Raw genomic sequence first — 26,606 nt, forward strand, 5'->3', positions numbered from 1 at the left:
TTAATTGTTATTTTGTATAAAAAAGCCAATATATTTTTTTAGTTCAATATTTATAACTAACTAATCAAACAGGTAACGTCATAGTAATTGATAGTCCTTATTTAGAGTTAAATCATCAAGGAAATATTTTATGCTTGCGATAAATAAAACGCGAACATAAATTTGAACGCGATCTTAGTTTTGCAGATTTGGTTGTTCCGCCTCATTGGCAGGTTGTAGCTTTTTTAATTCGGGAGTAAGTAAGAGAAAATAGTTAGGAGTTAGAAGTTAGTAACAAATTTAGTTCCATCTTTTCCCCATCACCCCATCTCCTATTCCCAATTAAATCATTTTTTCACAAATCTTTTACCCGTTCTATCTTGATATTTATCAATAAATTGTGCATTTTGCATTTCGAGTTTTGAAAGTAATTTAATTGGAAAATCTTGAGGTGAATATCTAGGGGTATACCAAGATTGTCCATCGAAATACTGTTGTAAATCTTGATTGTTGAAACGTCTTCCGTAACGAGCAAAAATAGAATTTCTCATTATATCTAAACCCTTACCATCGAAGGGATCTAAATCTGCATCTGTTACCCTCCTTGAAGACAGCCAAGAAAAATCATTTTCCACTGGTTTGACTATAGTTTGAGGTTCGGGTTCTGTAGTAATTTGAGGTTCGGGTTCTTTAATAACTGGAGGTTCGGGTTCTGTAACAGCTTTAATTTCCGGCTGGGGTGTGATATTCCTGGGAATTAATAACCATAATCCACCAATAGCAAATACTCCAATTACGCTACCAATAACTATACTTTGAGATAAGATTCCTAACTGCTTACTGGATTTATTCTCCTGAAATTTAGTGTTTTGTTGAGATAAACTTTGTGTCGGTTGGTTATAAGTAGCAGCTTGGCGTTGAAAAGGTACGGTAGCTGGAAAAGGAGTAGCTGTTTGCAAAGCTTCTAACATTTCCAAAGCAGTAGAAAATCGTTCTCGTGGATGAAATGCGATCGCTCTATTAATTACTGTCTTTAATGAAGCGCTGACATTTCCAGCTTCAGATTCCCAGACAATTTCCCCAGTTTGCGAGTCAGTTTCTAATTGTTGCGGTGATTTTCCAGTCAAAAGATAAATCATCGTTAATCCCAAACTGTATAAATCGCTTGAATAAACCGCTCTACCCGCAGCTTGTTCGCTCGGCATATAACCGGGTGTGCCAATTATAATCGAACGAGTGAGACTTCCTTGAGAATTTACTACCGTTGCCATTGTTTCCCGCACTGCTCCAAAATCGATCAGCACGGGTTTAGCGTCGCTATTTCGTAAAATAATATTATCTGGTTTGATATCCCGGTGAACAATCCGCTTGCTATGTACGAAATTTAAAACTGGTAAGAGATTTGATAGTATTTCCTTAACGCTGCTTTCATTAAATAAACCCTGCTGCTGAAGTTTCGCTGTTAAAGTATCACCTTCAACCCATTCTTGAACCAAATAAAATTGATCTTCTAAACAAAAATAAGCATATAAAGTCGGAATCTGTTCGCTGACTCCTCCTAATTCTTCTAAAATTGCTCCTTCTCGTGCAAATCTTTCCTGCACCAGTTGGTAAATCTGGAGATTATTCTCAATTGGTTTAAGCTGCTTGATTACACAGCGACGTTGAGAAGGCATTTGAGTATCTTCCGCTAAGAAAGTATTACCAAATCCACCACTTCCCAAAGTCCGAATAATTTCATAGCGGTTATTTAACAACATTTTTATCTTTCAGCAGTAAAGATAGAATCTTTAGTAATATAAATTACCAGTATTTTACCGCTATTTTTGGCTTAATAGGTAACAACAGGGAACAGTGAGCAGTTAGAAGTTATAAGTTATCAATTAAGATTCTATCTCCACTGCCTCATGCCCTATGCCCAATTCCCTATTTTTGAAACTTAAGATAATCTTCTAAATCTTCAATTTGCGGATCTTTTAATTCCTGCAACATTCGCCAAGTTACAGTATAACTACCATCAGAATGACGACGTACAGGTCTAAAAGCAACAATTACATCGCTGCTTTGCATTTGCAATAATTGATCTATGTAGCGGCGTTGTTTTCTTGAAATAATTTGATTTTTAGCAATAATTTCTGGTAGCTGAAACTGCAAATTACGCACTAAGTAAGTATTATTTAATTTGGCATCGACATTTAAGTTTTGATGTTTGCCGGTAATAATTTTTCGCTTTTCTGTAAGTAGCTCACCTAATTTACTAGGAGGCTGATAGTTAACTAAAATATTTCGCTCCTGTGTATCTACAGTTCGTAAGTTACTATCCAAATTTTCTAAAGGTATATCTCCAATATCTGCCATAAAGCTATAATCTACACCCTGGGACAGAAGCTGAAACTTTCCATTTACTATTTGAAGTGGTAGATTAGGCGTAAACTTACCTTTAGGTTTACCCAAAACTGGGAAGGGATAGCGATCGAGAACATTTTTTTGGGAGCGATTCTCTACTGTATTCAAGGGACGAAGATAAGCTTGATGTGGCAATACGCGAAAAATACCCGTGTTAGGCATTAATAGCAATTTTCGATAAGTTTGCTTTTCTTGGAGGTCAACATCGTAAACTAAATGGTCAAATTTTGCTTCAATCTTTTTCAAATTTTGAACATTATTTTGATCAGGAAATACAGATATTGCTGCTGCTAAAAGCTGTTCTGCATTTTTTAAAATTTTTATTGCTTCAGATGGTGGTTTAATTGCTGGTTGAACTGGTGGAACATAATTAACAATGGCTCTCTTTTTTCTCTTTCCAATAATTAGTGAAGCATTACTTTCTACGGAAGGTTCTAAAATAGCATGAGGAGTTGCCAGTTTTCCCAGATTTGGTCGGCTTACGGGAGACATGGGAAGCACTAAATCGGATTGTTTTTCTCCGCTAACTAAAGGTAATTCCCTTACAATAGCTAATTCTCCACGTCGAGATAAAAGTCTATCTAAAATTGGAGTCAATTTTGATAATTCTCGGCTGGAATTATACAACGAACAGTAAATTTTTGAAGAGGATGGACTCAAAGGAGCTATAAAACCAACAGAAGCGTTTTCACTTGGATTTTGATTGCATAAAGCTTGGGGTTTTGGGTATTGACGTTTAAGAAAACTTTCTACGACTATAGTATGGGTAATTAATTGTCCTCCCACGGCTCGCATTTTATTAGGATCGGGATTCGATAGCGCTTTTTGAATCCGATAAATTAAGTTGACTTGCCGATTAACCAACTTTTCGGAAACAGCATCAAAGCTTTCTACTTGGCTTGACTTCTGACTACTATCTGGAGAAGATTGTGACTCAGCTTCAGCCGCAAAAGCTTGTTCAAAATTAGCTAGCAAACAAAAAGGAAGCAAAAAACTAAAAAAGGTGTATTTCATGTTAAAAGTCCAATAAAAAATTAAAGCCTAAAGTCTAAAAACAACTAAAATAGAATTAAAAAGGACTGCTTTAAGAGCATCCGTCAGTCCATTTTACTTTCAGAGAAAGTTATAACGGTTAATGACCAGTGTTGAAACAATATTTGATGCAAGCTTCTCAGGGACAACAACTTATTAATTCAGAAGCCCCATTACAACTATTGCTGTTTGTGGATGAACGTCCCAAGTCCCGATTACAAATACAGCAAATTCGCTCTTATCTCAAAGAATTGCAGCTTGAATATGATTTTGACCTTCAAGTTGTTGATGTAGGTAAACAACCCCATTTAGCCGAACATTTTAGATTGGTGGCAACACCAGCATTAATTCGGATTCATCCAGAACCCCGACAGGTTTTAGCCGGTAGCAATATAGTTGCTCAGTTAAAAACTTGGTGGTCTAGATGGCAAACTAGTGTAGAATCCTATCTGCAAATACAGCAAAACTTTAAACAAGCTGTAAAAAATGACCCCGATGGGTACATTAAGAAATCTCAAATTCCGCTTAATTCGCTGGCAATTTCTTCAGAAATTATCGAGCTTACCGATGAAGTTTTTCGTTTAAACCAAGAAAAACAGCAGCTTCAAGAACAGTTGCAATTTAAAGATCGTGTCATCGGGATGTTAGTACATGACCTCCGCAACCCCCTCACAGCAGCAATTATCGCCATCGATACTTTGAAAAATAATTTCAACAGTGAAAATGGTCAATTCAGGCGATTAACACCATCATTAACTGCTAATGTACTTAATCATGCCCGGAGTCAAACAAAGGTAATTGAAAAAATGATTACCGATCTTTTACAGGTAGGGCGCGGTAATGATACAAAAATTCCCATATCACCTCAAAAAATAGCATTGGCTGATATTTTTCTGGAAGTACTCGAAGAATTACGCGAATCTTATAAAGCAAAATCTCTCAAAATAGAAACAGATATTCCGCAAGACTTACCATATGTTTACGCAGATCCCGAACGTATCCGGCAAGTAGTGAAAAACCTTTTAGACAACGCCATTAAATATACTCCGCCCCAAGGTAAAATTATTATTTCCGGTTTGCATCGTACCAGTCAAAAAGTACAATTTAGCATCGGCGATAGCGGTTTGGGTATTCCCGAAGAAAATCGCGATCGCATTTTTGAAAATCGCTTTCGTCTGGAACGAGATGAAGCAAAGGACGGTTACGGTATAGGCTTAAGCTTATGTCAAAAAATTGTTCAAGCTCATTACGGTCAAATCTGGGTAGATACCGCACCTACCGGAGGAGCTTGGTTTCACTTTATACTGCCAGTATATCCGAGTTAATCAGTTAACAGTGAGCAGTGAGCAGTGAGCAGTTAGAAATTATTGTTTAAGTTGTTAACTGTTTGCAGTTGACTACTTTCTGCTGTAGGGCTTTAATAATTTGGAAGTTTGCAGCAGGGAAGTCAAATTGTTCTAGTTGTTCTATGTTTACCCAGCGGATTTCATCGCATTCTAATGGTTGAGGAACTCTTTTAAGATGCCGACATTCATGTACGGTGAGAGTGACTCGTAAATCGGTATAAGAATGATCGATAGTTATCAGATGCTCGCCGATTTCGATATCTATTGCTAACTCTTCATCAATTTCTCTTTTAATACATTCTTTAACAGTTTCACCTGGTTCTATTTTGCCCCCAGGAAACTCCCATAAACCCCCCATTGCTCCTTCCTGACGACGGCGATCAATTAAAATTTGCTCTTTATCATTCCAAATTACAGCCACACCGATAACTTTATGAGGTAGCGAAGAAATATTTTGATTCATAATTTTATATTGTTTTGGTAAAAGGTTCAAAAAATTTACTTTACAGTTTCTATATCTAACTTAATATTTTAAAAATGAAAATGTTACCGTGAAAACCGCTAGATATAAAATACAAATTTTACCTCTCTGTAACCTCTCTTCTGCAAGGAGAGAGGCTTTAAAAGCCTTCGCTTTTTCTTCTGTTCCCCTTCCCTGGCAGGGAAGGGGTTAGGGGTTAGGTTTCCCAGAGTATTTAAGATTTCAAATCCAGCAAACCTTCTTCCTTCAACTTGGGATTAAACCTAACCTGCATTTGCAAACCTCGCGCTTCTAACTGTTTCAATATTTCCGCTTCAACTCTTCTGGCTACATTTTTGATAATTTTCATCTTCGCCATTTCATCAATGACTGGACTATCATAATTAGCTTGTTCTTCAGGAGTAATCAAAGCTTTAGCATCAATTGGAGAAACCCATTTCTCTTTATTTTCTCCATTTCCTACGGGTACGCTACCATTATCACCAATCCAGGCTTGTTCGATTTCTTCTAAAATTTTACGACTGGGACGTTTAATAGTTTCTACTTTTACCCAGTAGCAATATTCCGGTTGTCGTACTAAATGCTGTCTGAGGCTAAGGAAAACATCGCGAGAATAACCTACAAATTGCAGATTTTTATCTCGATCAAAAATTGCGTAAACTCCAATTTTTCCCTGATATTGTTCGGGTAATTCACCGCTATCGTTGATATAGGGAATAAATTCTAAACTTGTTAATTTGGGAATATTCGTTTCTGTAGTCATTTTCAGTGAACAGTGAGCAGTGAGCAGTTATCAGTTAGAGTTAGCAGTTCATTATTCACAACTAACAACTAACCACTATCAACTATCAAGTTTTCTTGTAAATTGCACATAGCCGACTTGGTTTAAAAATCTTGGCTTTGAACATAAAATTAGGAGGTACGTTTAGAATTGCGTACTCTTCAGATTGATGATATTTCTCAAATTCCGCTGGCATTCCTTTTGGTGTAGTGCTGCTGTAAGGAACTGGCTGAAATAATAATTCTGTAAATTCTACTTGTTCGCATTTTGACTGCTGACAAACCTGTTTTAAAAAGCTTTCGTTTGTTAACAGTTCAAATAAAGTTGCTTTAGCTTGTGGTTCTAGAGTGAAATTACTATCAAAATTTTGAATAATTTTTAAAGCCATATCACAGATAATCTTGTACCTATAGAATTTTACGACTGATAAGTACGTTAAAGAAAGTTTTTGCAGCTAAAAATAATAAAGCTTAACAAGATATACGCCTTAAATAATTTGTGATCATTAAAAATAGTACCCTCCTGGGTACCAGAATCTTTTCGTAATCTTATTGCTCTTTGTTGATGAATTGCTTAGTAAACACAAAACGGAGTCAAGATTATGACAACTACTACAAGCAATCAACTCAACAAGCCAGTACTTAAAGTAGGTTCTACAGCTGAAACTGTCAAAGAATTGCAAAAGCTACTTTTAGACTACGGTATGTATGTATACCTTTATAATGATGGAGCTTGCGCTTTCCCTGCTGGCGCTGAGGCAATTGATGGTGTATTTGGTTCTGAAACAGAAAAAGCTGTAAAACTGTTTCAACACAAAATGTTTCTAGTTCAAGATGGAATTGTTGGTAATAAAACTTGGCGATCGCTTTATAAGGGCACTCCTGTTGATATGCCTATATTGAAAAAAGGCAGCACCGGAGAATTGGTGAAGCAAATGCAAGATCGTCTATTTACTGGCAATTACTACAGTGGTGGACTTACGATGAATAACCATGCTAGTAAAGTTGATGGAATTTTTGGTTCGCAAACAGAAGTAGCTATCAGAAATCTGCAACAAAACAATAGTTTACCTGTTGATGGAATTGTTGGCGATCGCACTTGGTTTGAGATTAGTAAGATTCAAACAGTTTTCTGTTAATTTTACGGATATTTACTGCTCTTGGTTAGGTAAGGTTTTATATGAAGTGAGCCACCATTGATAATAAATAAAATGTTCGTAGTAGCGCTTCAGCGCCTCCGATAAGATGCGCTGAAGCGCTACTACGAACCCTTGAAATAAAGAATAAAAAAACCCCCAACGTTGGGGGTTTTTATGAAATATTTGAAGTAAAAAAAATACTTAAAGCAGATACAGAATCCCAAAAAGCACAATCCAAATCACGTCAACAAAGTGCCAATATAATTCAGCAGCTTCGATACCGAAATGATGTTGGTCGCTGTAGTGATTCTGTTTGCGCGATCGCCACAATACGGCTAATATTGCTAAAACTCCGACGGTAACGTGCAATCCGTGGAAACCTGTCAACACGTAAAATGCACTAGCAAATAAATTGGTTGTTAAACCGAATTCTAGATGCTTGTATTCGTAAATTTGACCGCACAAAAAGATAATTCCCATCACAGCGGTGATAGCAAACCACATTTGCATTCCCCGCACGTTGTTCTTTTTAATCGCGGAATCGGCATTGTGGATTACAAAACTACTAGAAATTAGAATTATTGTGTTGATACCGGGGAGCAATAATTCTAACTCTGGTGTACCTGCGGGGGGCCATTCGGTTAAGGTAGAGCGGAAAGCAAAGTATGCACCGAACATACCCAAGAAAATCATTCCTTCAGCAACAAGAAATACAACTAATCCAAACAGACGATGGTCTGGATGTTCCGCGTGTTGTGCTTCTACGGTATCTGCACGATGGTGATTTTGTTCTGTTTTTGCTGGATCGATTGCTGAACTTTGCATAAATTTTTAATTGATTAAGAGGGATTTATTTTGAAACCTCACCCCTCTCCCTTAGTGAGGCTACAGTATACACACAAATAAAAGGGGGGTTTCATAACGTTTCGATCCCCCCTAACCCTTAAAAAGGGGGGAATCGGAGTTAAAGTCCCCCAATTTAGCGGGGGATTTAGGGGGATAGAGGCGAGATGTGTGTACACCGTAGCTTACTAAGGAGAGGGGACGGGATGAGGTTTTTGCATTAATTAACTAGCTTTATCACGCTTCAGCCGCGATCGCCGGATACGATTCATCTGGATCGCTGGTTTTTGGTGCTGGAGATTTGGCATTACCGAAGGGATCGTCGGTATGTGATAAGCCTACAACTTGTTTCGCTCTTTCGGTTCCGTATTCGTAAGGTCCGATAAGTAAGAACGGATGTGACTCAAAGTTTTCTATTGCTGGTGGTGAAGTGGTCATCCATTCCAATGTCAAGGAATCCCAAGGATTATTATTGGCTTTTTTCCCAGCCCTCCAACTCCAAAGCACGTTGATGATGAAGGGTAATGTGGATACTGCCAAAATGTATGAACCGTAGGTACAAAATTCGTTAATGGCAGCAAATTTGGGGTCATACATGGCGATACGGCGATTCATACCCATCAAACCCAATTGGTGCATCGGTAAGAAGGTCATGTTCATACCGACAATTGTTAGGGCAAAATGAATTCTACCCAAGGTTTCATTAACCAATCGTCCGGTAATTTTGGGGAACCAGTGGTAATAACCGGCAAAAATTCCTAAAACCGAACCGCCGAATAACACGTAGTGCAAGTGTGCAACGACAAAATATGTATCGTGGACGTGGATATCAAAAGGCACCGCAGCCAACATTACGCCACTGATACCGCCAATCACAAAGATACCTAAAAAGCCCATTGCAAAAAGCATCGCGCTGTTGAGACGGATTTTTCCACCCCACATTGTAGCCAACCAGCTAAATATTTTAATACCAGTAGGTACGGCAATCACCATAGTGGTAATCATGAAGAACATCCGCAACCAACCAGGAATACCGCTGGTAAACATATGGTGCGCCCAAACAATCAAACCCAAAAAGCTGATTGCTAAAGAAGAATAGGCGATCGCCTTATAACCAAAAATCGGTTTGCGCGAATGAGTCGGAATTACTTCAGAGATTACCCCGAAGAAAGGCAAAATCATGATGTAAACCGCAGGGTGCGAGTAAAACCAGAACATATGCTGGTAAACTACTGGATTACCACCGCCAGTTGGGTTGAAAAATGCGGTTCCAGCAATTAAGTCAAAAGAAAGTAGAATTAGTGCGCCTGCTAACACTGGAGTTGAAATTAAAACCAGTGCCGAGGTAGCCAACATTGCCCAGCAGAATAATGGTAATTGATGAAAACCGATACCTGGGGCACGCATTTTCAACAAAGTTACCAGAAAATTGATGGCACCCAAAATTGATGAGGTACCCAGCAGCAGGATACTACCAATCCAAATCGCCTCACCCACCTGCCCGGTAACTAAACTCAATGGAGGGTAAGAAGTCCAACCGGCATCTGGTGCATCGCCAACTAGCAAACTGCTAATTAGCAATATGCCAGAAGGAGGAACCATCCAGAAAGCGAGGGCATTTAATTTAGGAAAAGCCATATCTTCAGCCCCAATCATCAAGGGAATCAGATAATTAGCAAAACCCGCACCCGCTGGCACAATCCACAGAAAAATCATGATTGTAGCGTGCAGCGTAAACAAACTATTGTAAATTTCGGGAGTTACAAAGTCCGAAGCAGGAGTCCGTAATTCAGTGCGAACTAAATCCGCCATTACACCGCCGATACAGTAAAAAATGAATGTAGTAACTAGGTACTGAATCCCAATCACTTTATGGTCGGTATTAAAAGTAAAATACTCCCACCATTTTCTCTGCCGATTATGTGAAGCATCAGCCGTATGGTTGGTTTGTTCCATCTGTGCTTGTGTCATAAAAATTGTTGTTAGTTGTTAATTGTTAGTTATTAGTCGTTTCAATAACTTCTAATTCCTAACTTGCTTAAAGACGTAGCAATACGCCTCGCCTCTACAAAACTAATTGTGAATTTGATGTAACATTTCTGAAGATATTCCCATCTCACTGGTATAGTGAGCAAGAAATTCATCCGCTGATTGTTCTGCGGGGTTAACAGCAACTGCCTGATTAAACGTTTCTTTGCTTGCAACTTGCTGTTCTTTGATCCAATTATCAAAATCTTCTGGTGTTTGAACAACAACAGTTGCATTCATTGCACCATGATAAGGGCCGCAAAGTTCGGCACAAATCAACTTATAATCGCCTGCGACTTGGGGCGTAAAGCGAAGTTCTGTTTGTCTACCTGGAATTAAATCTTGCTTAAGGCGAAATTCCGGTACCCAGAAAGCGTGAATTACATCGTTTGCTGTCATATCAAGGTAAACTTCTTTACCAATGGGAACGTGTAATTCACCAGTCATTACGCCACTTTCGGGATAGTTAAATAGGAAAGCATACTGCAAACCAGTTACCTTCACAACTAAATCGGGTTGCGTCCCTTGATTTTCAGGAGTAGCGCCCAAACTAGGAGAAACTATACCCGTACCGGGAGCGTTTTCTGTATCGGGAAGTTGGTCGATATTTCTAACATCAGAAGCATCATCCAAAGTTGCTGCAATAGCTGCCCCAGGCATTGATGTTGCTTGTGGAGCTATAGGAGATTCATGAACCGCATGAGATCCAAACCCACCTATCTCGTTGTATACATCAAAGCTATAAACAGAAATACCTAAAACAATGATAGCGGGAATTGCCGTCCAAAGAATTTCTAACGGCACATTGCCATGAATCGGCTCAGCATCAGTATCATCTCCCTTACGGCGACGATACTTGATGGCACTAAAAATCAAAACTCCTTCAACGATGAGAAATATACCCACAGAAACGGTCATCATCGTATTGAACAAGCCATCCACCAAAAAAGCTTCATCCGAAGCGGCAGTAGGCAATAGACCATGATTTTGACCGAGCCAAAAACTGGCTGCTGTCAGCACGATACCAACTAATAACGTCCAAATTGTACTTGGAATATTCACGGTTAATAACAGTTAACGGATTTACTAGATTATTTAAGAACTACCCACATACTAAGTTAGTGTAGGCAATTAGCATTGAGTGTAACAAGTAAAAATCTTTATTATTTTTTATGCTAGTTGTTAGTGGTTAGTTGTTAGTGGTTACGAGTAAATAATTATCTTTTTCTCCTTGTCTCCTTGCCTCCTTGTCCCCCCATCTCCCCATCTCCCCATCTCCCTCTCTCCCCCCTCTACCCCCTCTACCCATCCCCAATTACCAATTCATCACAACCTAAAAAATCTCTAAAGCTTTGGGCTACATTTTTGATTCCCGATCCAGAGTATAAGTAAAGGGTTATTTCCAATCTTCGTGTTTGCGCTAGGGTGGAGATGAGTTGATACGCGATTCAAGAGATGAAAATGTTATAGCTCGAATTTTCGGGCATAAGAGAAGGTACAGTTGATGAGCCAATTTGTTTTAGAACAACAGTCGGGAGTTGCGACAACACAGCAACAATCCCAAAAAGATAAAATTCGTCGTCTCGTGTGGAAAATGGCGATCGCTACTTTGATTTTGATGGCGATCGGTAGCGCTACCCGCGTGATGAATGCTGGACTTGCTTGTCCAGATTGGCCGCTTTGCTATGGGGAACTTGTGCCGACTAAACAAATGAATTTCCAAGTTTTCCTAGAATGGTTTCACAGACTGGATGCGTCACTAATTGGGTTTAGTGCCATATTTTTAGTAGGAACATCTTGGTGGAATCGTCGTTCGTTACCCAAATGGCTGCCTTGGGCTTCTACGTTTGCGCTGTTTTTAATTGTTTTCCAAGGTATTTTGGGAGGACTTACCGTTACTCAGCTTTTGCGGTTTGATATTGTTACCGCTCATTTGGGAACGGCATTATTTTTCTTCATAACTTTACTGGTTATTGGTACGGCACTTACACCTTACAAAGCAACGGGACAAGGTGGTAAGTTACCTGCAATATCCCTTATCGCTAGCGTTTTAGTTTATTTACAAAGTCTGTTAGGTGCCCTGGTAGGTTCGCGCTGGGCTGTACATCAATGCTTTGGAGGGAATCAACTTTGTACCGTTATGTATACACATATTTTCGGTTTATTGCCGCCAACTATCGCGACATTAGCTTTAGTATTTGTGTCATGGCGCACCCCAGCACTACATCCAGCCTTACGGAACTTAGCAAATATTGCCGGTGGGTTACTAATATTACAGATTATTTTAGGATTTGCCACCTTCCGTTTACACCTACAAGTAGAACCTCTAACCGTCACACATCAGTTGATTGGAGCTTCCTTATTAGGTGCATTAGTTGTTTTCACAGTACTTGCAATCCGCGATTGGATGGACACCCGCAGTATTTCCGGTTACAACCAAGAGTTGAATTCATCTGCTACAAGTGATGTTAGTTGTTAGTGGTTAGTGGTTAGTTGTTAGTTGTTAGTTGTTAATTGTTAATTGTTAATTGTTAATTAGTAACTGCTCACTGTTCACTGCTCACTGATAACTGAAAAGTTCGACGCTAACAGCCTTTAAAGGCAAAAACAGCATATAAATTGTTAAAAAATAAGGAACGATTACCAAGATGATTGAGACAAATGTCTCTCCACGACATTCGACGTTTTTACAAGTTATTCAAAGTTACTACCAGCTAACTAAACCTCGCATTATCCCTTTGCTGCTGATTACCACTGCTGGAAGTATGTGGATAGCTGCATCGGGAGAAGTAAATCCTATATTGTTATTAGTAACTCTTGCTGGTGGTACTTTGGCAGCTGCTAGCGCCCAAACAATCAATTGTATTTACGATCGCGATATTGATTACGATATGGAGCGTACCCGACATCGCCCCATTCCATCTGGTAGAGTACAACCTCGCGATGCTTTAATTTTTGCCATAGTTTTAGCTGTAGCTTCTTTTGCGCTGCTGAGTATATTTGCTAATTTGCTTTCTGCTTTCTTGGCAATGTCTGGGATTGCTTTTTACTTGCTAATTTACACCCATTGGCTAAAGCGCAATAGCACTCAAAATATTGTGATTGGGGGAGCAGCAGGAGCAATTCCCGCTTTAGTTGGTTGGGCTGCTGTGACTGGTACTTTAAGTCCAACTGCCTGGTTATTATTTGGTATTGTCTTTGTTTGGACACCACCACACTTCTGGTCTTTAGCATTGATGATTAAGGATGATTACGCATCGGTAAACGTGCCAATGCTACCAGTAGTTGCTGGAGAAGAAGCAACAGTTAAGCAAATTTGGTGGTACACCCTTGTAACTGTAGCAGCAACGTTTTTACTGGTTTATCCTTTGCATTCACTAGGGATTATTTACGCTACTATTGCTTTGGGTTTGGGAGCGGTATTTATTCGTAAAGCGTGGCAATTATTACAAAATCCCAAAGATCGCAGTTCGGCTAAAGGAATGTTTCTTTATTCCATTTCTTACATGATGTTGTTGTGTTTGGGTATGGTAATTGACAGTCTACCTGTAACACATCGCGTTGTAAGTTTTGTCGGCGATAAATTTAGTTTATTAGTTGGCTGAGGGTTAGTTGAATTAAGCTTAGAGTTAAATTATCGAAACCGGGCTTATTAGTAAGTCCGGTTTTTGAATGAGTAATTTTTTCGACTTATTTCATACCCACCTGATTCTGTTCGTAGTTTGGAAAGTATCCGGCGGTTAAAACCGCTACTACACAAGCGAAGTCTACCTGCGTAGACTAATAAATTCTAAACCCGTGTAGACGGGTTTTGCTTGTGTAGACGCGGTTTCAACCGCCAAGTCTAGTATTTAATTAGACTTTTCAAACATCCTCTGAGCAGATTTGTATCCCACAGCATACGCTCGCATGGTGATAAATCGCTGCTGTTTTCCATCAACAAGTTTTTTAAAGGCATTTGCAGATAAATGAGCATCGTGCTGCAAACAATATTTTCTCAATATTTCTAGATTCTCATCTGCTGACAAAATCACTTTGACATGAAACTCGAAATAATTAGTCTTCGGTAATCTTTGCACTTCAATATCTGAAATCGGGATATCTCGATTACTCAACATCGCTTCAATTTTGGTGCGAGTAATTTTGAAATCTGCATTAACTATATTTTGGACTATTTGATTTATTTTTTGTAGTACATCCCGAAAACTGCCGTGATGATAAGATGCTGTCATCGGTTGGAAACAACTTACACCTTGAGGAAGTTCTATAAAAACTTACATCTTGCACCATTTTCAACAACCGCCTTGGAATAAATTCCCAGGCTCAAAAATAAAGTCTGATAAATCAGACTGGGCATGGCTTTTAGTGCGTTTTAACGTACTTTGTATATTAGCCTGGAAATTTATTTCAAGGCGGAATTCGGGCTTAACGAGAATGGTGCAAGATGTGAGATAAAAACGCATTTAACGCTTAAGTTTTGGCAAAATTGGTCACATTTTTCTTTTGATGCGAGATTTATTGCGTTTACGGTAATATGCGCTTCAAATGAACCTTTATAACTGGGTTGCATCAGCTAGTAAAAGGGTGGAATGCAAGCTTTGTAATTTGGTAATGAGATTTTTATATATTTTTTTTATGTATTATTTGTTGTAGTGCAAAAGAGCGTGTAATGGCAAATTCGTATGAGTAACGACTAGACAAACAGCTTCATTTGAAAAACTGCTTATCATAAAAAGGTATGGCAATTGTTCTTAAATTTTGTAAGTTTGTAAGTAAATATAAAGGCTGTGACAGTTTATGTTAACAGAATACATTTATCGAGCAATGCGTAAAGCAAGCTACGAGTTGCTCGAAGACGGAACTTTCTATAGCGAAATCGTTGATTGTCAAGGCGTTTGGGCGAATGCTTCGACATTAGAAGCCTGTAGAGAAGAATTGCAAGATGCTTTGGAAGGTTGGATAATTTTAGGACTACGTTTAAATCATACTTTACCAGTTATAGATGATATTGATTTAAATTCGATAAAAGAGGTTGCCTAATGCCATCTTTTGGAGCAATTAGCAGAAGCGATTTAATTCGCTACCTCAAACAAATAGGTTTTGATGGTCCCTTCCCTATTCTGGAGGAAAACATCAATACATGATAAAAGATGAACTGAAACTGACTATTCCTAATCCTCATAAAGGTGATATCAGTGTTGGCTTACTTAATAGAATATTGCGTCAAGCTAATATCAGCCGTGAAGAGTGGGAGACTTTCTAATTTTTAATTTTTGTAACTGACTCAATTTTTTATAGCTAATTTCTGTTTATAAATTCAACCTTTAATTTTGCTAACGTAGTCATATAAAGCATAATCATCTTTACCCAAAATTAGGTAAAAAGAGGTTTTAATATGGCTACTATAAATCTGCGTCGAACTGAAAATGTTAGCGGCGATTTTTATGTTGATACTACTTGCATTGATTGCGATACCTGTCGCTGGATGACTCCGGAAGTGTTTACCCGCGAAGGTGAGATGTCGGCGGTACACCATCAACCAAAAAATGAAGATGAAAGATTAGACGCACTTCAAGCTTTGTTATCTTGCCCTACTTCTTCTATTGGTACTGTTGAAAAACCCCAGGATATCAAAGATGCTCAGTCAAGTTTTCCGATTCTGGTTGAAGAAAATGTTTACCATTGCGGCTACCATTCGGAAAAGTCTTTTGGTGCTGGGAGTTATTTTATTCAGCTACCGGGCGGCAATATTTTAGTTGATTCTCCCCGATTTACGCCGCCTTTGGTAAAGCGTTTGGAACAAATGGGCGGTATTCGCTATATGTATCTGACTCACCGAGATGATGTTGCAGATCATCAAAAGTTTGCCGAGCATTTTAATTGTCAGCGCATCCTCCATGAGGAAGAAATTAGTCCAGGTACTCGCGATGTGGAAATTAAGTTAAGCGGTGAGGAACCCTTTAATTTAACTCCGGAATTGTTAATTATTACTGTTCCTGGGCATACTAAGGGACATACTGTTTTACTTTATAAGAATAAATTTCTTTTTACTGGCGACCATCTTGCTTGGTCCGATCGCTTAAAACAACTTGTCGCTTTCCGAAATCACTGCTGGTATTCTTGGGATGAATTAATTAAATCAATGCCAAAATTAACTAATTATTCTTTTGAATGGATTCTACCAGGTCACGGTCGGAGGTATCATGCTGATGTTAAAACGATGCAGCAAGAATTAACAAAATGTATTGATTGGATGAAAACTGTTTAGCGGTGTAAGCAGAATAATTAACTGACAAAAGTTGCAGGTCAACAATTATACAAATATAATCTTTACTGCTTAGTTATAATCCTACTTACTCGAATATAACTAAGCAGTTAATTAATTTTTCTTAAATTTTGATTAGATACTTAACGTTTTTAAAGAATACTCGATCTTTTATGTTTTTTTAAGATTCAAATATATATTCTGTATTTAGGCAGTTCCAATAAATAATCTTGCAAATTAATCGGTAGTTAAATATCTTATGACCTCTACCTCCGAAAATCTACAAACTCATAGTAAAGAAAATTACGACTTTTTTGTTGTAGGGATTGGTGCTTCTGCTGGAGGGCTGCGTGCTTTAGATGAATTTTTTGCGAATATGCCTGCTGATAGTGGGGCTGCCTATGTTGTAGTTCAGCATTTGTCACCAGATTACAAAAGTTTGATGAAGGAATTGCTGGGACGAACTACAAGAATGGAGATTTTTCGGGTAGAAGATGGGATGGAAATCAAGCGCAATTGCGTTTACTTAATTCCTCCCGGTCAAAATTTAGAAGTTAAAAATCGCCGCTTGTTGCTACAGCGTCAGGATAGAGAACTTCGAGGACCTAATTTTACCATTGATATATTTTTACAGTCTTTAGGTGAAGATGCTGGCGATCGCGCTATTGGTGTAGTGCTTTCTGGTACTGGTAGCGATGGTTCGGAAGGTTTGCGGATGCTCAACGAATCCGGCGGCATTGGTATGGTGCAAGACCCCGCCACGGCTCAGTTTGACGGAATGCCTCACAGTGCGATCGCCACCCGAATTGTCGATAGTATTGGTTCTCCGCAAGAGTTGGCAGAAGTTATTTACGATTTTGTTAAAGCACCTGCTAATGAAGAAAAAAACGAACCGCGTTCTAAACTGGCGCTAGATTCTTTTAGGTTGGGGCAAATTACGAATATTCTCAACCGTCACCAACAGATTAATTTTACCCATTACAAGCCTTCAACTCTTTCTCGGCGGATTCATCGCCGCTGCTTGATTAGGGGATACCACAATATTGATGATTATATTGGACGTTTGCAAATCGAGCGCAAAGAAAGAGAAATTCTTTGTCAGGATTTGCTGATTAGCGTAACGAAGTTTTTTCGCGATTCAGGAGCTTGGGAATATCTGGAAACGAATGTAATTCCCACAGTTATTGAAAAAATTAATCCTGGGGAAGAATTGCGATGTTGGGTTAGTGCTTGCGCTACGGGAGAAGAAGCTTATACTCTAGCGATATTAATAGATGAAGCTATTTCTGATTTAGGCAAACAAATAAAAGTCAAAATTTTTGCTACTGATATCGATAGAATTGCTTTAGAAAAGGCTGCTATCGGAATTTACCCAGAAAGTATTGCCAAAGATATTAACCCCGAACGTTTAGAAAGATACTTTATTCGTCAAGAGCAAAGTTTTCAAGTATCGAAGGAACTGCGAGAAAAGTTAATTTTTGCACTTCATGACTTGACAAAAGATGCAAATTTTACTCGGATGCATCTGATTACTTGCCGTAACGTGCTGATTTATATGCAGCCGCAGCTACAGCAGCAAGTATTGCGTAACTTTCATTTTTCCTTGTTCCCGACAGGTTTTTTATTACTTGGAGATGCAGAAACTGTTGCATATTTTGAGGATGAACTTGTCCCAGTTGACAAAAAGTATAAAATTTATCAAAAAGCCAGAGATTCACGGCTTCCCCTAGCCGTAAGAGGTGTAGAAAACTTTTCTAAGCATTTTTTAGCACAACCTTCTGTTAAGCAAGCGCCACCGTCAACTAAACAGCCGATGCTCGAAGCTGCCTTGAATAACTTATTGGGGCAGCAAAAAGCAACTTGTCTGCTGGTAGATAAGAATAATCAAGTAGTCTATATGTTTGAGGATTTGTGCCAGGTACTCAAATTCCCTACAGGTAATCCGACTACGGAAGCAATTAAATTAGTTATTCCACAGCTGCAACTTCCGCTTAATACTGCATTACGACGCGCCCAAAAAGAGCGTAATGCCGTTGCATACACGGGAATTAAGGTAGGGGAAGGTAACAAAGAGCGTATTCTCAGCTTGAAAGTCAGCTACGAACAAGCAAGCAAAACTGCTGGTGATTTCTTAATGGTGACAATTTCTGAAGACGCAGAAGTTGAAGCCGTTATTGAAACAAGACATTTTGCAGCAGATAGTGAAGTATCCCATCGGATACTAGATTTAGAATACGAGTTGCAGCAAAGCCGCAAAAATTTGCAAGCGACTATTGAAGAATTAGAAAGTATTAATGAGGAACAGCAAGCAACAAACGAAGAATTAATTGCTTCTAACGAGGAATTACAAAGTACTAACGAGGAACTGCATTCGGTAAACGAAGAACTCTTTACTGTAAATGGCGAATATCAATCGAAAATAAACGAATTAACTGAGCTAAATGCCGATGTCGATAATTTGCTGCAAAGTACCGATATTGGCGTTGTATTCTTAGATAAACACCTAAAAATTCGTAAATTTACCCCAGGAGCCACAGCAGCTATCAACTTAGTTGATGCAGATATTGGTCGTCCCATTCAGCATATTACCAATAACATCGACTTTCCCGAATTTACGGAACTGCTGCAATCAATTCTCAACTGCGGAAAATCAAAGCAAAGAGAAGTAAAAATAAATCCATCGGGTAAACATTTATTAATGCGGATTTATCCCTATCGCCAAGCAGATAAATGTTGTGATGGTGTAGTGTTAACTTTTATAGATGTAGATGATATTAAGCTGGTTCAAGAACAACTCCAGCAAACTTACAACGCATTGGAGAAAAAAGAACAACAGCTACAGGCAGTTTTAGATAATACTGCATCGCTAATTTACGTTAAAGATGCCGAAGGACGTTACCTATTAGTAAATAAACAGCTTAGCGCAGTTACTGGTTTGGAACCAGAAGAATTTTTAGGTAACAAAGACAGCGAACTGTTTCCCCCAGAAATTTATCAATTATTTGAAGATAACGACCAAAAAGTCATTGCAGAAAACACTGTCTTGGAATTTGAAGAACTACTTCCCCAACCTGACGGCTATATTCATACCTACATTTCTCTCAAAGCACCTTTGTGCGATGAGCAAGGGAAGCCTTATGCCGTTTGCGGTATTTCCACTGATATAACCAAGCAAAAGCTAACTCAAGAGAAACTCAATCAAACGAATGCCGAACTTGTTCGCGCTAAAGAAACAGCAGAAGCTGCAAACCTTGCTAAAACTGAATTTCTCGCCAGAATGACTCACGAATTGCGAACTCCTTTAAATGCAATTCTTGGTTTTACGCAAATCTTGAGCAGAAATCCCAAGTTAGAAAATAAACAAAAACAGTATTTAGATACAATTCTGCGTAGCGGCAAGCATTTACTGGAATTAATCAATGATATTTTAGATATTTCTAAGATAGAAGCCGGTATGGCAGAAGTTAACGTTACCAACTTCGATCTTTATCAGTTGCTTGACGGTATCGAAGCAATGTTACACGTCAAAGCTAGAGGCAAACAACTGCAATTAAAATTTGAATTAAATCCACAACTTCCCCAATACGTACAAGCTGACGAAAGTAAACTGCGGCAAGTATTAATTAACCTTTTAGGAAACGCCATCAAATTTACCGATTCCGGTAGCGTAGTCTTGCAAGTCGGATTTTTGCAAGATGATAAGGAGACAAGGGCAAAAGAATTTACACCTTCCCAATCTTCTTCACTACGTTTGCATTTTCAAATAAAAGATACCGGAAAAGGAATTGCACCGGAAGAATTAAATAAGATTTTTGATGCTTTCGTGCAAAGCAACCCTACCTACCAAGTTGAAGATGGAACAGGTTTGGGATTGGCTATCAGTAAGCGCTTCGTAAATTTAATGGGTGGTGATATTAAGATTGAAAGCGCTTTATTCAAAGGAACAACGGTTCAATTTGATATTTTGGTTGATTTAGCCGAAGAAATTACGGAAATTGCTCAATGTCTTGTTCCTCAAGGGCGTATTCTTCGTTTAAAACCCAATTATTCAAATAATCGCATTCTTGTAGTCGAAGATAACTGGGATAACCGTCAACTATTTTTACAAATTCTTGTACCTTTAGGATTTGAAATCATTGAAGCAACTAACGGGCAAGAAGCAATAAAATTATGGGAAAAAGAACAGCCCAATCTTATATTCATGGATATGCGAATGCCGGTAATGGATGGTTATCAAGCTACTAAGATTATTAAACAAAAGATGATTGAAAATCAAAATCAAAAAAATACTGCCATCATCGCTTTAACGGCAACGGCATTTAATGAAGATAGACAATCTATGTTGAAATTGGGTTGCGATGATTTTATCCGCAAACCGTTTCAAGAAGATCTTCTGTTAAATAAAATTGCTCAGTATTTAGGAGTTGAATATATTTATGAATCTGAAAACAATGGCAATAGTATTAGTTATTCCGAACAAAGTAATTTAAGTAAATTAAATAAATTAACCCCCGAATCTTTGAAAGTGATGTCAGAAGAATGGTGTAAATCTCTTTATGAGCGAGCAACTAACTGCAATCAAGATTCAGTTTTACAACTATTATCTGAAATCCCCGAACATTATCACAGCCTCAAACTGCAACTTGAAGAATTAGCAGATAATTATCAGTTTGATGAAATTTCTAACCTCAGCAAGCAGTCAACAGTTAGCAGTTAGCAGTTACAGTTACTACCCGTAAATTGAGACTCCACCTACATCAAAAGAATCAATAATTAACTGAATTGAAATCGAAAATACTTTCTACCTGAAGCTGTATTAGCTGAATTATTTGCTTATCTTATAGCGAAATTAAGATCGTTCATTATATAGAATGTATTTTTTCGGTTGGTTTAGGTGAAGCCGGAATCTGCAAGGAAATTTCAAATTTAACTCGATCTGAATCCAGATCCATAGGTAAAACCTTTATTTTCTCGATTCAGTAATATGCTGACAAGATAGAAATAGTAACAAAAGTTATAGAACTAGTTGATTCTTCTGGTATAATAAGTAAAACTGATAATTAAATATTACCTGCAATACTTGACAACAAGTAAATATTGGGAAAAATCATCAAAAATAGTCATCAAAAATTCCCGATAATATTTGTTGAATAAGTACAAATGGAATTCCCCTTCTGAAGAGGAATTCCATCGAAAATTCACGATTTGTGAAATAAGTCAATATTTACGCGATCAATAGTCAATCTAATAATCAACTGTTGATAGCATAAATATTGATTAGACAATAGCCATCGGACGGCTACCAGCAGCGTGACGGTCTATCACTTGGTCAATCAAGCCATAATCTTTGGCTTCCGAGGGCGACATGAAGAAATCCCTTTCGGTATCTTCTGCAATGCGCTCAATGGGTTGACCAGTATTTTCAGCTAAGTAATTATTTAGCTGTTGCTTATGATAGAGAATCTCTTTCGCTTGAATTTCAATATCGGTTGCTTGCCCTTGTGCCCCACCTAAAGGTTGGTGAATCATAATTCGAGAATGAGGTAAACTCATCCGCTTACCTTTAGTACCAGCAGTAAGCAAGAAAGCACCCATACTAGCAGCGAGTCCGGTGCAGATAGTACAAATATCCGGACGGATGTGTCTCATGGTATCAAAAATACCCATGCCAGCAGTTACCGAACCACCAGGAGAATTGATATACATATAGATATCTTTCTCCGCATCCTCTGCATCCAATAGTAGCAATTGAGCGACTATTAAATTAGCCACATTGCTATCGATAGGTTGTCCTAAGAAGATGATGCGATCGCGCAGCAGTCGCGAATAGATATCAAAGGCGCGTTCGCCGCGACCCGATTGCTCAATAACGATAGGAATCATGCAGCCTAGTTCATAGTTAGATTACATACATTTTATCGATTACTAAGCTAATTGTTGTCATCAGCAGTACGTTTGCAACAATATTGATGCTTAAGCGTAATATTTATCGACAAATCATTAAGTAATATAACTGTCAGTTGTTGATACAAATATAACAGAAGCTATATTTATATTGTTGGGTGTCCGGATAAAAGTATCATTGCAGGTAAAACAATAGTACGAGAGGTATATTCGCCCTTCTATTTAAACTTCAAATGCCATCTATTTAGAGTTACAGGAAAACGTCATGTTGAGAAGATTAGTACAAGCAACAATCATAACTTTGTTACTTAATATAATATTTGGATTAAGCGACCATACTAACCAAGTAATAAGTTCAAAAATAGAGTCTCCCATAGATACATACTCACAACCAGTGGTTAGTTTACTAGTTCGTTCTTTGAAATAGATTAGTCATATAGCGAGCTTAGTAGTAATATTGCCATAATAAGTATTGGTAAAAATATAGATATAAACGAGTAAAAAGCTGATTGCAGAAGTCTGTTAGCTTTATAGCGAATAATGTTACCGTATTCTTTACTGTATCTTTTATAAATTATTTCACTAATATCATTTAGCTTTCTTTTGTGTGGATACAGCCTAATCTTTTGCTACAAACTTCACTCTTTTTAGCGAATTTGCCGGTTTTAATTACCTATTTATCTATATTCCATCATACTTTTAACTGTGTATTTGGATACAAAGCATAAATTAAGAAACCGATCTTTTAAGGAAAGATCGGTTTCTTGATTTGTTCAATTTTCATAGTCGTTTTAATTAATCTTGGTAGTGAGAGCCGAACCCATAAAAATAAATCAAACGATCAATCGCAAGCGCAAATTAATATAAACGCTTAAACGATTCTCAAAGCGTATGGGATCGAATTTAAACGATAAACTAGGTGATAAGTACTTCGGCAAAATTAATTGTGCATTTGTCATTGCGAGTTGAACGGAGTGAAACGAAGCAACCGCAACACTTTGAGAAAGATCCGCTGTCGCTCGCAATGACACAAATAATTTTGCACACCCACTTATAAGGCTTTTCATCTTTTTGGAATTATGACTAATCGACTCGATCGCGCTCAAAGTCTTTACCTCCGCAAACACGCCGAAAATCCAATTGATTGGTGGAGTTGGTGTGACGAAGCCCACGCAACAGCTAAGTCGCAAAATAAACCGATATTTCTCTCCATTGGCTATTCAAGCTGTCACTGGTGTACCGTGATGGAAGGAGAAGCTTTTTCGGATTTGGAAATAGCTGAATATATGAATGCCAATTTTCTTCCAATCAAAGTTGATCGGGAAGAAAGACCAGATATTGACAGCATTTATATGCAATCATTGCAGATGATGAGCGGCAGTGGAGGTTGGCCGTTAAATGTTTTTCTTTCTCCCGATGACTTAGTACCATTCTATGCCGGAACCTATTTTCCTGTAGAAGAACGTTACGGCCGTCCGGGTTTTTTACAGGTACTGCAAGCAATTCGTCATTATTACGATACAGAAAAACAAGACTTACAAAAACGTAAAGCAGTTATTTTAGAATCGCTGCTCGAATCTGCTGTATTGCAAACCGAATCTACCGCAGCAACAGAAGACAATCAATTATTAAATAAAGGTTGGGAAACTTTCACTGGAATTATCAATCGCAATCAGCAGAGTAATAGTTTTCCTACGATCCCCTACGCACAGATGGCACTGCAAGGAAGCAGATTTGAGTTTGAATCAAGATATGATGGCAAACAAATTTGTAGTCAGCGAGGATTAGACTTAGCCCTGGGTGGAATTTTTGACCATGTTGCCGGTGGCTTCCATCGCTACACAGTCGATCCCACCTGGACGGTACCTCACTTTGAGAAGATGCTCTACGATAACGGTCAGATAGTTGAATATTTGGCTAACTTATGGAGTGCGGGGATCGAAGAACCACAATTTAGTCGTGCGATCGCCAAAACCGTAAAGTGGTTGCAAAGAGAAATGACAGCACCTCAAGGATATTTCTACGCTGCTCAAGATGCCGATAGTTTTATTACCCAAGAGGATGTTGAACCCGAAGAAGGTGCATTTTACGTTTGGAGTTACAGCGAATTAGAAGAATTATTAACTTCAGAAGAATTAACTCAACTGCAACAAACTTTTACAGTTACACCCAACGGTAACTTTGAAAATCAAAATGTTTTGCAAAAGCTCAACTCCGAACAATTAAGCGATTTGGTTGAAGCTATTTTAGAAAAATTATTTGTTGCTCGTTACGGTAACTTCTTCAGCGCGATCGAAACATTCACTCCCGCTCGTGACAACACCGAAGCAAAATCTAGTAATTGGCAAGGTAGAATTCCACCAGTTACAGATACTAAAATGATTGTTGCTTGGAATAGTTTGATGATTTCCGGTTTGGCGAGAGCTTACGCAGTATTTTCACAACCAGAATATCTTAAATTAGCAACTCAAGCAGCCGAGTTTATCTTAGAAAATCAATTTGTTGATGGAAGATTTCACAGATTGAATTACGAAGGTAAACCAAGTGTATTGGCGCAATCTGAGGATTACGCTTTATTTATCAAAGCTTTGTTAGATTTGCATCAAGCTTCCTTGAAAACAGAAAATAAATCTTCTTTATGGCTAGAAAAAGCAATTTCCCTACAAGAAGAATTTGATGAATATCTATGGAGCGTCGAACTGCATGGTTATTTTAATACAGCAAGCGATGCCAGCCAAGAATTGATTGTCAGAGAACGCAATTATATAGATAGCGCTACACCTTCTGCCAACGGAATCGCTTTATCCAATTTGGTACGACTAACCTTAATTACAGATAATCTTCAATACTTAAATTTAGCAGAACAAGGATTGAAAGCATTTCGCAAGGTTATGAATGATGCAACTCAAGCTTGTCCCAGTTTATTTGTCGCTTTGGATTGGTACAGAAACTGTACTTTAATTCGTACCCAAAAAGAGCGGATAAACTCGCTTATATCTAAATTCTTACCCGTTGCAATGTTTGTCGAGCAATCCGATTTACCGCAAAATAGCATTGGTTTAGTTTGTCAAGGATTAAAATGTCTTGCACCAGCCCAAAGTGAAGATAAATTGTTGGAGCAAGTAGTTTCTAGTTATAAGAGAGGGGTTGGGAGTTAGGAGTTAGGAATTAGGAGTTAAGAATCATTAAATCTTTGACACCTGTCCCCTCGAACCTATACTCTAACGAAACAACTATTTATTGATAACTGTTAATTGTTAACTGTTAACTGTTAACTGCTCACTGATGAAACATACGCTTTCGGTACTTGTAGAAGATGAGGCGGGAGTTCTCTCGCGAATTTCGAGTTTATTTGCGCGTCGTGGCTTTAATATCGAAAGTCTTGCCGTAGGTCCTGCCGAACAACAGGGAATTTCCAGAATTACAATGGTTGTACCTGGTGATGACCGCATTATTGAACAACTTACGAAGCAATTATATAAGTTAATTAACGTTCTCAAGGTTCAGGACATCACAGAAATTCCCTGTGTGGAACGAGAATTAATGTTGATTAAGGTTAATGCTACTAGTATTAATCGTTCGGAGATTGTCGAATTAGCTCAGATTTTCCGAGCGCGAGTAGTAGATGTTGCAGAAGATTCCTTAACTGTGGAAGTTGTTGGAGATCCAGGAAAAATAGTCGCGATCGTGCAGGTGCTGCAAAAGTTTGGTTTGCGAGAAATAGCGCGTACCGGAAGAATTGCACTAACTCGCGAGTCTGGTGTGAATACAGAATGGCTCAAGTCTTTACAAGCGAAAGTTTAGTTTAAGTGGGCAAAATCCCTCTAAATCGGGGGCTTGTAGTAGGAGTGCTTCGATGAATGAATCATAAATAATTCAATTTATTTTATTTTATTTAGGACTTACGCAAAGCCCCCCTTAATAAGGGGGGTTGGGGGGATCTTAACGTTGGGAATACCTAATTTATTGTTACGGTTGCGTAAGTCCTGTAATTATCTCCCCATCCCCCTATCTCCTCTCCCCTAATATCTCCATAATTAATCAAAAATTGTCTGTTGATTTACGAAAGCATCAAATTAATGCCAAATTGGCATGACTCAGTTCCAAAAAACTGTTAAATATTATATTGAGATAAAAAAAACAGATAAATCCGTTACAGCAAGAATTATTTTTTTTGGTAATTTCTTGCTTAACTTTTGGTTGTGTTTATGAGGAGTGTGTGGTTTAATCTGTACGATCTATGAATGCTCAATAGTAGGCAGTTATAAAATTGCTGATTTTTATAGAACAATTTTTTGGTGCTGAGTGGCAATGTAAAAATTCTATGGCTGGCGAAGCAATAAATTCATTCGAGAATGACGACATATTGCTTTTAAAGGAAGTTGTAATAGTAGAAAAAGTTT

The 26,606-nt window shown here is 38.2% G+C and carries 20 protein-coding genes; 10 read left to right on the top strand and 10 right to left on the bottom strand.

From position 1 onward, the window contains the following. Positions 1–326 precede the first annotated feature (326 nt). Positions 327–1,739, bottom strand: coding sequence for a protein kinase domain-containing protein (locus ACM03V_RS16640; RefSeq protein ID WP_414621909.1), 1,413 nt, complete (start codon positions 1,737–1,739; stop codon positions 327–329). A gap of 166 nt (positions 1,740–1,905) precedes the next feature. Beyond that, positions 1,906–3,399, bottom strand: coding sequence for a hypothetical protein (locus ACM03V_RS16645; RefSeq protein ID WP_414621910.1), 1,494 nt, complete (start codon positions 3,397–3,399; stop codon positions 1,906–1,908). A 146-nt stretch (positions 3,400–3,545) separates the two neighbouring features. Here ACM03V_RS16645 and ACM03V_RS16650 point away from each other — a divergent pair, with 146 nt between their 5' ends. Next, complete coding sequence (locus tag ACM03V_RS16650; protein ID WP_414621911.1) at positions 3,546–4,742, top strand: histidine kinase; 1,197 nt, start codon at positions 3,546–3,548, stop codon at positions 4,740–4,742. 46 nt (positions 4,743–4,788) lie between these two features. Here the strand turns inward: ACM03V_RS16650 and mutT are convergent, their stop codons facing one another. The 3 genes from mutT to ACM03V_RS16665 form a co-directional block, all read right to left on the bottom strand. After that, positions 4,789–5,226 carry an 8-oxo-dGTP diphosphatase MutT gene (gene mutT / locus ACM03V_RS16655; protein WP_414621912.1) on the bottom strand — a complete coding sequence of 146 codons (438 nt, stop codon included), beginning with the start codon at positions 5,224–5,226 and terminating at the stop codon, positions 4,789–4,791. 232 nt (positions 5,227–5,458) lie between these two features. Beyond that, positions 5,459–6,007, bottom strand: coding sequence for a GIY-YIG nuclease family protein (locus ACM03V_RS16660; RefSeq protein ID WP_414621913.1), 549 nt, complete (start codon positions 6,005–6,007; stop codon positions 5,459–5,461). A gap of 85 nt (positions 6,008–6,092) precedes the next feature. Next, entirely contained in the window at positions 6,093–6,413 is a 321-nt protein-coding gene (locus ACM03V_RS16665) for a hypothetical protein (protein ID WP_414621914.1), read from the bottom strand. Positions 6,414–6,626: 213 nt separating this feature from the next. On the opposite strand from ACM03V_RS16665, the gene ACM03V_RS16670 reads away from it, so the two are divergent. After that, positions 6,627–7,163 carry a peptidoglycan-binding domain-containing protein gene (locus ACM03V_RS16670; RefSeq protein WP_414621915.1) on the top strand — a complete coding sequence of 179 codons (537 nt, stop codon included), beginning with the start codon at positions 6,627–6,629 and terminating at the stop codon, positions 7,161–7,163. A gap of 201 nt (positions 7,164–7,364) precedes the next feature. Here the strand turns inward: ACM03V_RS16670 and ACM03V_RS16675 are convergent, their stop codons facing one another. From ACM03V_RS16675 to ACM03V_RS16685, 3 genes are all read right to left on the bottom strand, one after another. Next, a complete protein-coding gene (locus ACM03V_RS16675) occupies positions 7,365–7,988 on the bottom strand; it encodes a cytochrome c oxidase subunit 3 (RefSeq protein WP_414621916.1) in 624 nt (207 codons plus the stop codon). A 255-nt stretch (positions 7,989–8,243) separates the two neighbouring features. Next, a complete protein-coding gene (gene ctaD, locus ACM03V_RS16680; RefSeq protein WP_414621917.1) occupies positions 8,244–9,977 on the bottom strand; it encodes a cytochrome c oxidase subunit I in 1,734 nt (577 codons plus the stop codon). A 102-nt stretch (positions 9,978–10,079) separates the two neighbouring features. Then, positions 10,080–11,096 carry a cytochrome c oxidase subunit II gene (locus tag ACM03V_RS16685; RefSeq protein WP_414621918.1) on the bottom strand — a complete coding sequence of 339 codons (1,017 nt, stop codon included), beginning with the start codon at positions 11,094–11,096 and terminating at the stop codon, positions 10,080–10,082. A 442-nt stretch (positions 11,097–11,538) separates the two neighbouring features. On the opposite strand from ACM03V_RS16685, the gene ACM03V_RS16690 reads away from it, so the two are divergent. Together ACM03V_RS16690 and ACM03V_RS16695 are read left to right on the top strand one after the other, a co-directional pair. Further along, positions 11,539–12,513, top strand: a complete 975-nt coding sequence (locus tag ACM03V_RS16690; RefSeq protein WP_414621919.1) for a COX15/CtaA family protein — start codon at positions 11,539–11,541, stop codon at positions 12,511–12,513. Between the two features lie 169 nt (positions 12,514–12,682). Continuing rightward, entirely contained in the window at positions 12,683–13,639 is a 957-nt protein-coding gene (locus ACM03V_RS16695) for a heme o synthase (RefSeq protein WP_414621920.1), read from the top strand. 246 nt (positions 13,640–13,885) lie between these two features. On the opposite strand, the gene ACM03V_RS16700 is transcribed toward ACM03V_RS16695, so the two are convergent. After that, entirely contained in the window at positions 13,886–14,266 is a 381-nt protein-coding gene (locus ACM03V_RS16700; RefSeq protein WP_414621921.1) for a hypothetical protein, read from the bottom strand. 565 nt (positions 14,267–14,831) lie between these two features. Here ACM03V_RS16700 and ACM03V_RS16705 point away from each other — a divergent pair. The 4 genes from ACM03V_RS16705 to ACM03V_RS16720 all read left to right on the top strand — a co-directional run bounded on the left by ACM03V_RS16705 (position 14,832) and on the right by ACM03V_RS16720 (position 21,016). Continuing rightward, on the top strand, positions 14,832–15,074 hold the full coding sequence (locus tag ACM03V_RS16705) for a type II toxin-antitoxin system HicB family antitoxin (protein WP_414621922.1): 243 nt from the start codon (positions 14,832–14,834) through the stop codon (positions 15,072–15,074). A 100-nt stretch (positions 15,075–15,174) separates the two neighbouring features. Then, on the top strand, positions 15,175–15,297 hold the full coding sequence (locus ACM03V_RS16710) for a type II toxin-antitoxin system HicA family toxin (protein WP_414621923.1): 123 nt from the start codon (positions 15,175–15,177) through the stop codon (positions 15,295–15,297). A 132-nt stretch (positions 15,298–15,429) separates the two neighbouring features. Beyond that, positions 15,430–16,302, top strand: coding sequence for an MBL fold metallo-hydrolase (locus ACM03V_RS16715; protein WP_414621924.1), 873 nt, complete (start codon positions 15,430–15,432; stop codon positions 16,300–16,302). 256 nt (positions 16,303–16,558) lie between these two features. After that, positions 16,559–21,016 (top strand): chemotaxis protein CheB, encoded by a 4,458-nt coding sequence (locus ACM03V_RS16720; RefSeq protein WP_414621925.1) that lies wholly within the window; start codon positions 16,559–16,561, stop codon positions 21,014–21,016. A gap of 560 nt (positions 21,017–21,576) precedes the next feature. Here the strand turns inward: ACM03V_RS16720 and clpP are convergent. After that, entirely contained in the window at positions 21,577–22,182 is a 606-nt protein-coding gene (gene clpP, locus ACM03V_RS16725; protein ID WP_414621926.1) for an ATP-dependent Clp endopeptidase proteolytic subunit ClpP, read from the bottom strand. Positions 22,183–23,282: 1,100 nt separating this feature from the next. On the opposite strand from clpP, the gene ACM03V_RS16730 reads away from it, so the two are divergent. Both ACM03V_RS16730 and ilvN read left to right on the top strand, forming a co-directional pair. Continuing rightward, on the top strand, positions 23,283–25,361 hold the full coding sequence (locus ACM03V_RS16730) for a thioredoxin domain-containing protein (RefSeq protein ID WP_414621927.1): 2,079 nt from the start codon (positions 23,283–23,285) through the stop codon (positions 25,359–25,361). A gap of 127 nt (positions 25,362–25,488) precedes the next feature. Then, positions 25,489–26,007, top strand: a complete 519-nt coding sequence (gene ilvN, locus ACM03V_RS16735) for an acetolactate synthase small subunit (protein WP_414621928.1) — start codon at positions 25,489–25,491, stop codon at positions 26,005–26,007. Positions 26,008–26,606 lie beyond the last annotated feature (599 nt).

The sequence above is a fragment of the Calothrix sp. CCY 0018 genome, from assembly GCF_963920925.1.
GTDB lineage: Bacteria > Cyanobacteriota > Cyanobacteriia > Cyanobacteriales > Nostocaceae > Rivularia.

Bases quoted from the DNA above. Each gene is read 5' to 3' on its own strand.
- ACM03V_RS16640 (WP_414621909.1), bottom strand. From the start codon at position 1,739: ATGTTGTTAAATAACCGCTATGAAATTATTCGGACTTTGGGAAGTGGT.
- ACM03V_RS16645 (WP_414621910.1), bottom strand. From the start codon at position 3,399: ATGAAATACACCTTTTTTAGTTTTTTGCTTCCTTTTTGTTTGCTAGCT.
- ACM03V_RS16650 (WP_414621911.1), top strand. From the start codon at position 3,546: ATGCAAGCTTCTCAGGGACAACAACTTATTAATTCAGAAGCCCCATTA.
- mutT (WP_414621912.1), bottom strand. From the start codon at position 5,226: ATGAATCAAAATATTTCTTCGCTACCTCATAAAGTTATCGGTGTGGCT.
- ACM03V_RS16660 (WP_414621913.1), bottom strand. From the start codon at position 6,007: ATGACTACAGAAACGAATATTCCCAAATTAACAAGTTTAGAATTTATT.
- ACM03V_RS16665 (WP_414621914.1), bottom strand. From the start codon at position 6,413: ATGGCTTTAAAAATTATTCAAAATTTTGATAGTAATTTCACTCTAGAA.
- ACM03V_RS16670 (WP_414621915.1), top strand. From the start codon at position 6,627: ATGACAACTACTACAAGCAATCAACTCAACAAGCCAGTACTTAAAGTA.
- ACM03V_RS16675 (WP_414621916.1), bottom strand. From the start codon at position 7,988: ATGCAAAGTTCAGCAATCGATCCAGCAAAAACAGAACAAAATCACCAT.
- ctaD (WP_414621917.1), bottom strand. From the start codon at position 9,977: ATGACACAAGCACAGATGGAACAAACCAACCATACGGCTGATGCTTCA.
- ACM03V_RS16690 (WP_414621919.1), top strand. From the start codon at position 11,539: ATGAGCCAATTTGTTTTAGAACAACAGTCGGGAGTTGCGACAACACAG.
- ACM03V_RS16695 (WP_414621920.1), top strand. From the start codon at position 12,683: ATGATTGAGACAAATGTCTCTCCACGACATTCGACGTTTTTACAAGTT.
- ACM03V_RS16700 (WP_414621921.1), bottom strand. From the start codon at position 14,266: ATGACAGCATCTTATCATCACGGCAGTTTTCGGGATGTACTACAAAAA.
- ACM03V_RS16705 (WP_414621922.1), top strand. From the start codon at position 14,832: ATGTTAACAGAATACATTTATCGAGCAATGCGTAAAGCAAGCTACGAG.
- ACM03V_RS16710 (WP_414621923.1), top strand. From the start codon at position 15,175: ATGATAAAAGATGAACTGAAACTGACTATTCCTAATCCTCATAAAGGT.
- ACM03V_RS16715 (WP_414621924.1), top strand. From the start codon at position 15,430: ATGGCTACTATAAATCTGCGTCGAACTGAAAATGTTAGCGGCGATTTT.
- ACM03V_RS16720 (WP_414621925.1), top strand. From the start codon at position 16,559: ATGACCTCTACCTCCGAAAATCTACAAACTCATAGTAAAGAAAATTAC.
- clpP (WP_414621926.1), bottom strand. From the start codon at position 22,182: ATGATTCCTATCGTTATTGAGCAATCGGGTCGCGGCGAACGCGCCTTT.
- ACM03V_RS16730 (WP_414621927.1), top strand. From the start codon at position 23,283: ATGACTAATCGACTCGATCGCGCTCAAAGTCTTTACCTCCGCAAACAC.
- ilvN (WP_414621928.1), top strand. From the start codon at position 25,489: ATGAAACATACGCTTTCGGTACTTGTAGAAGATGAGGCGGGAGTTCTC.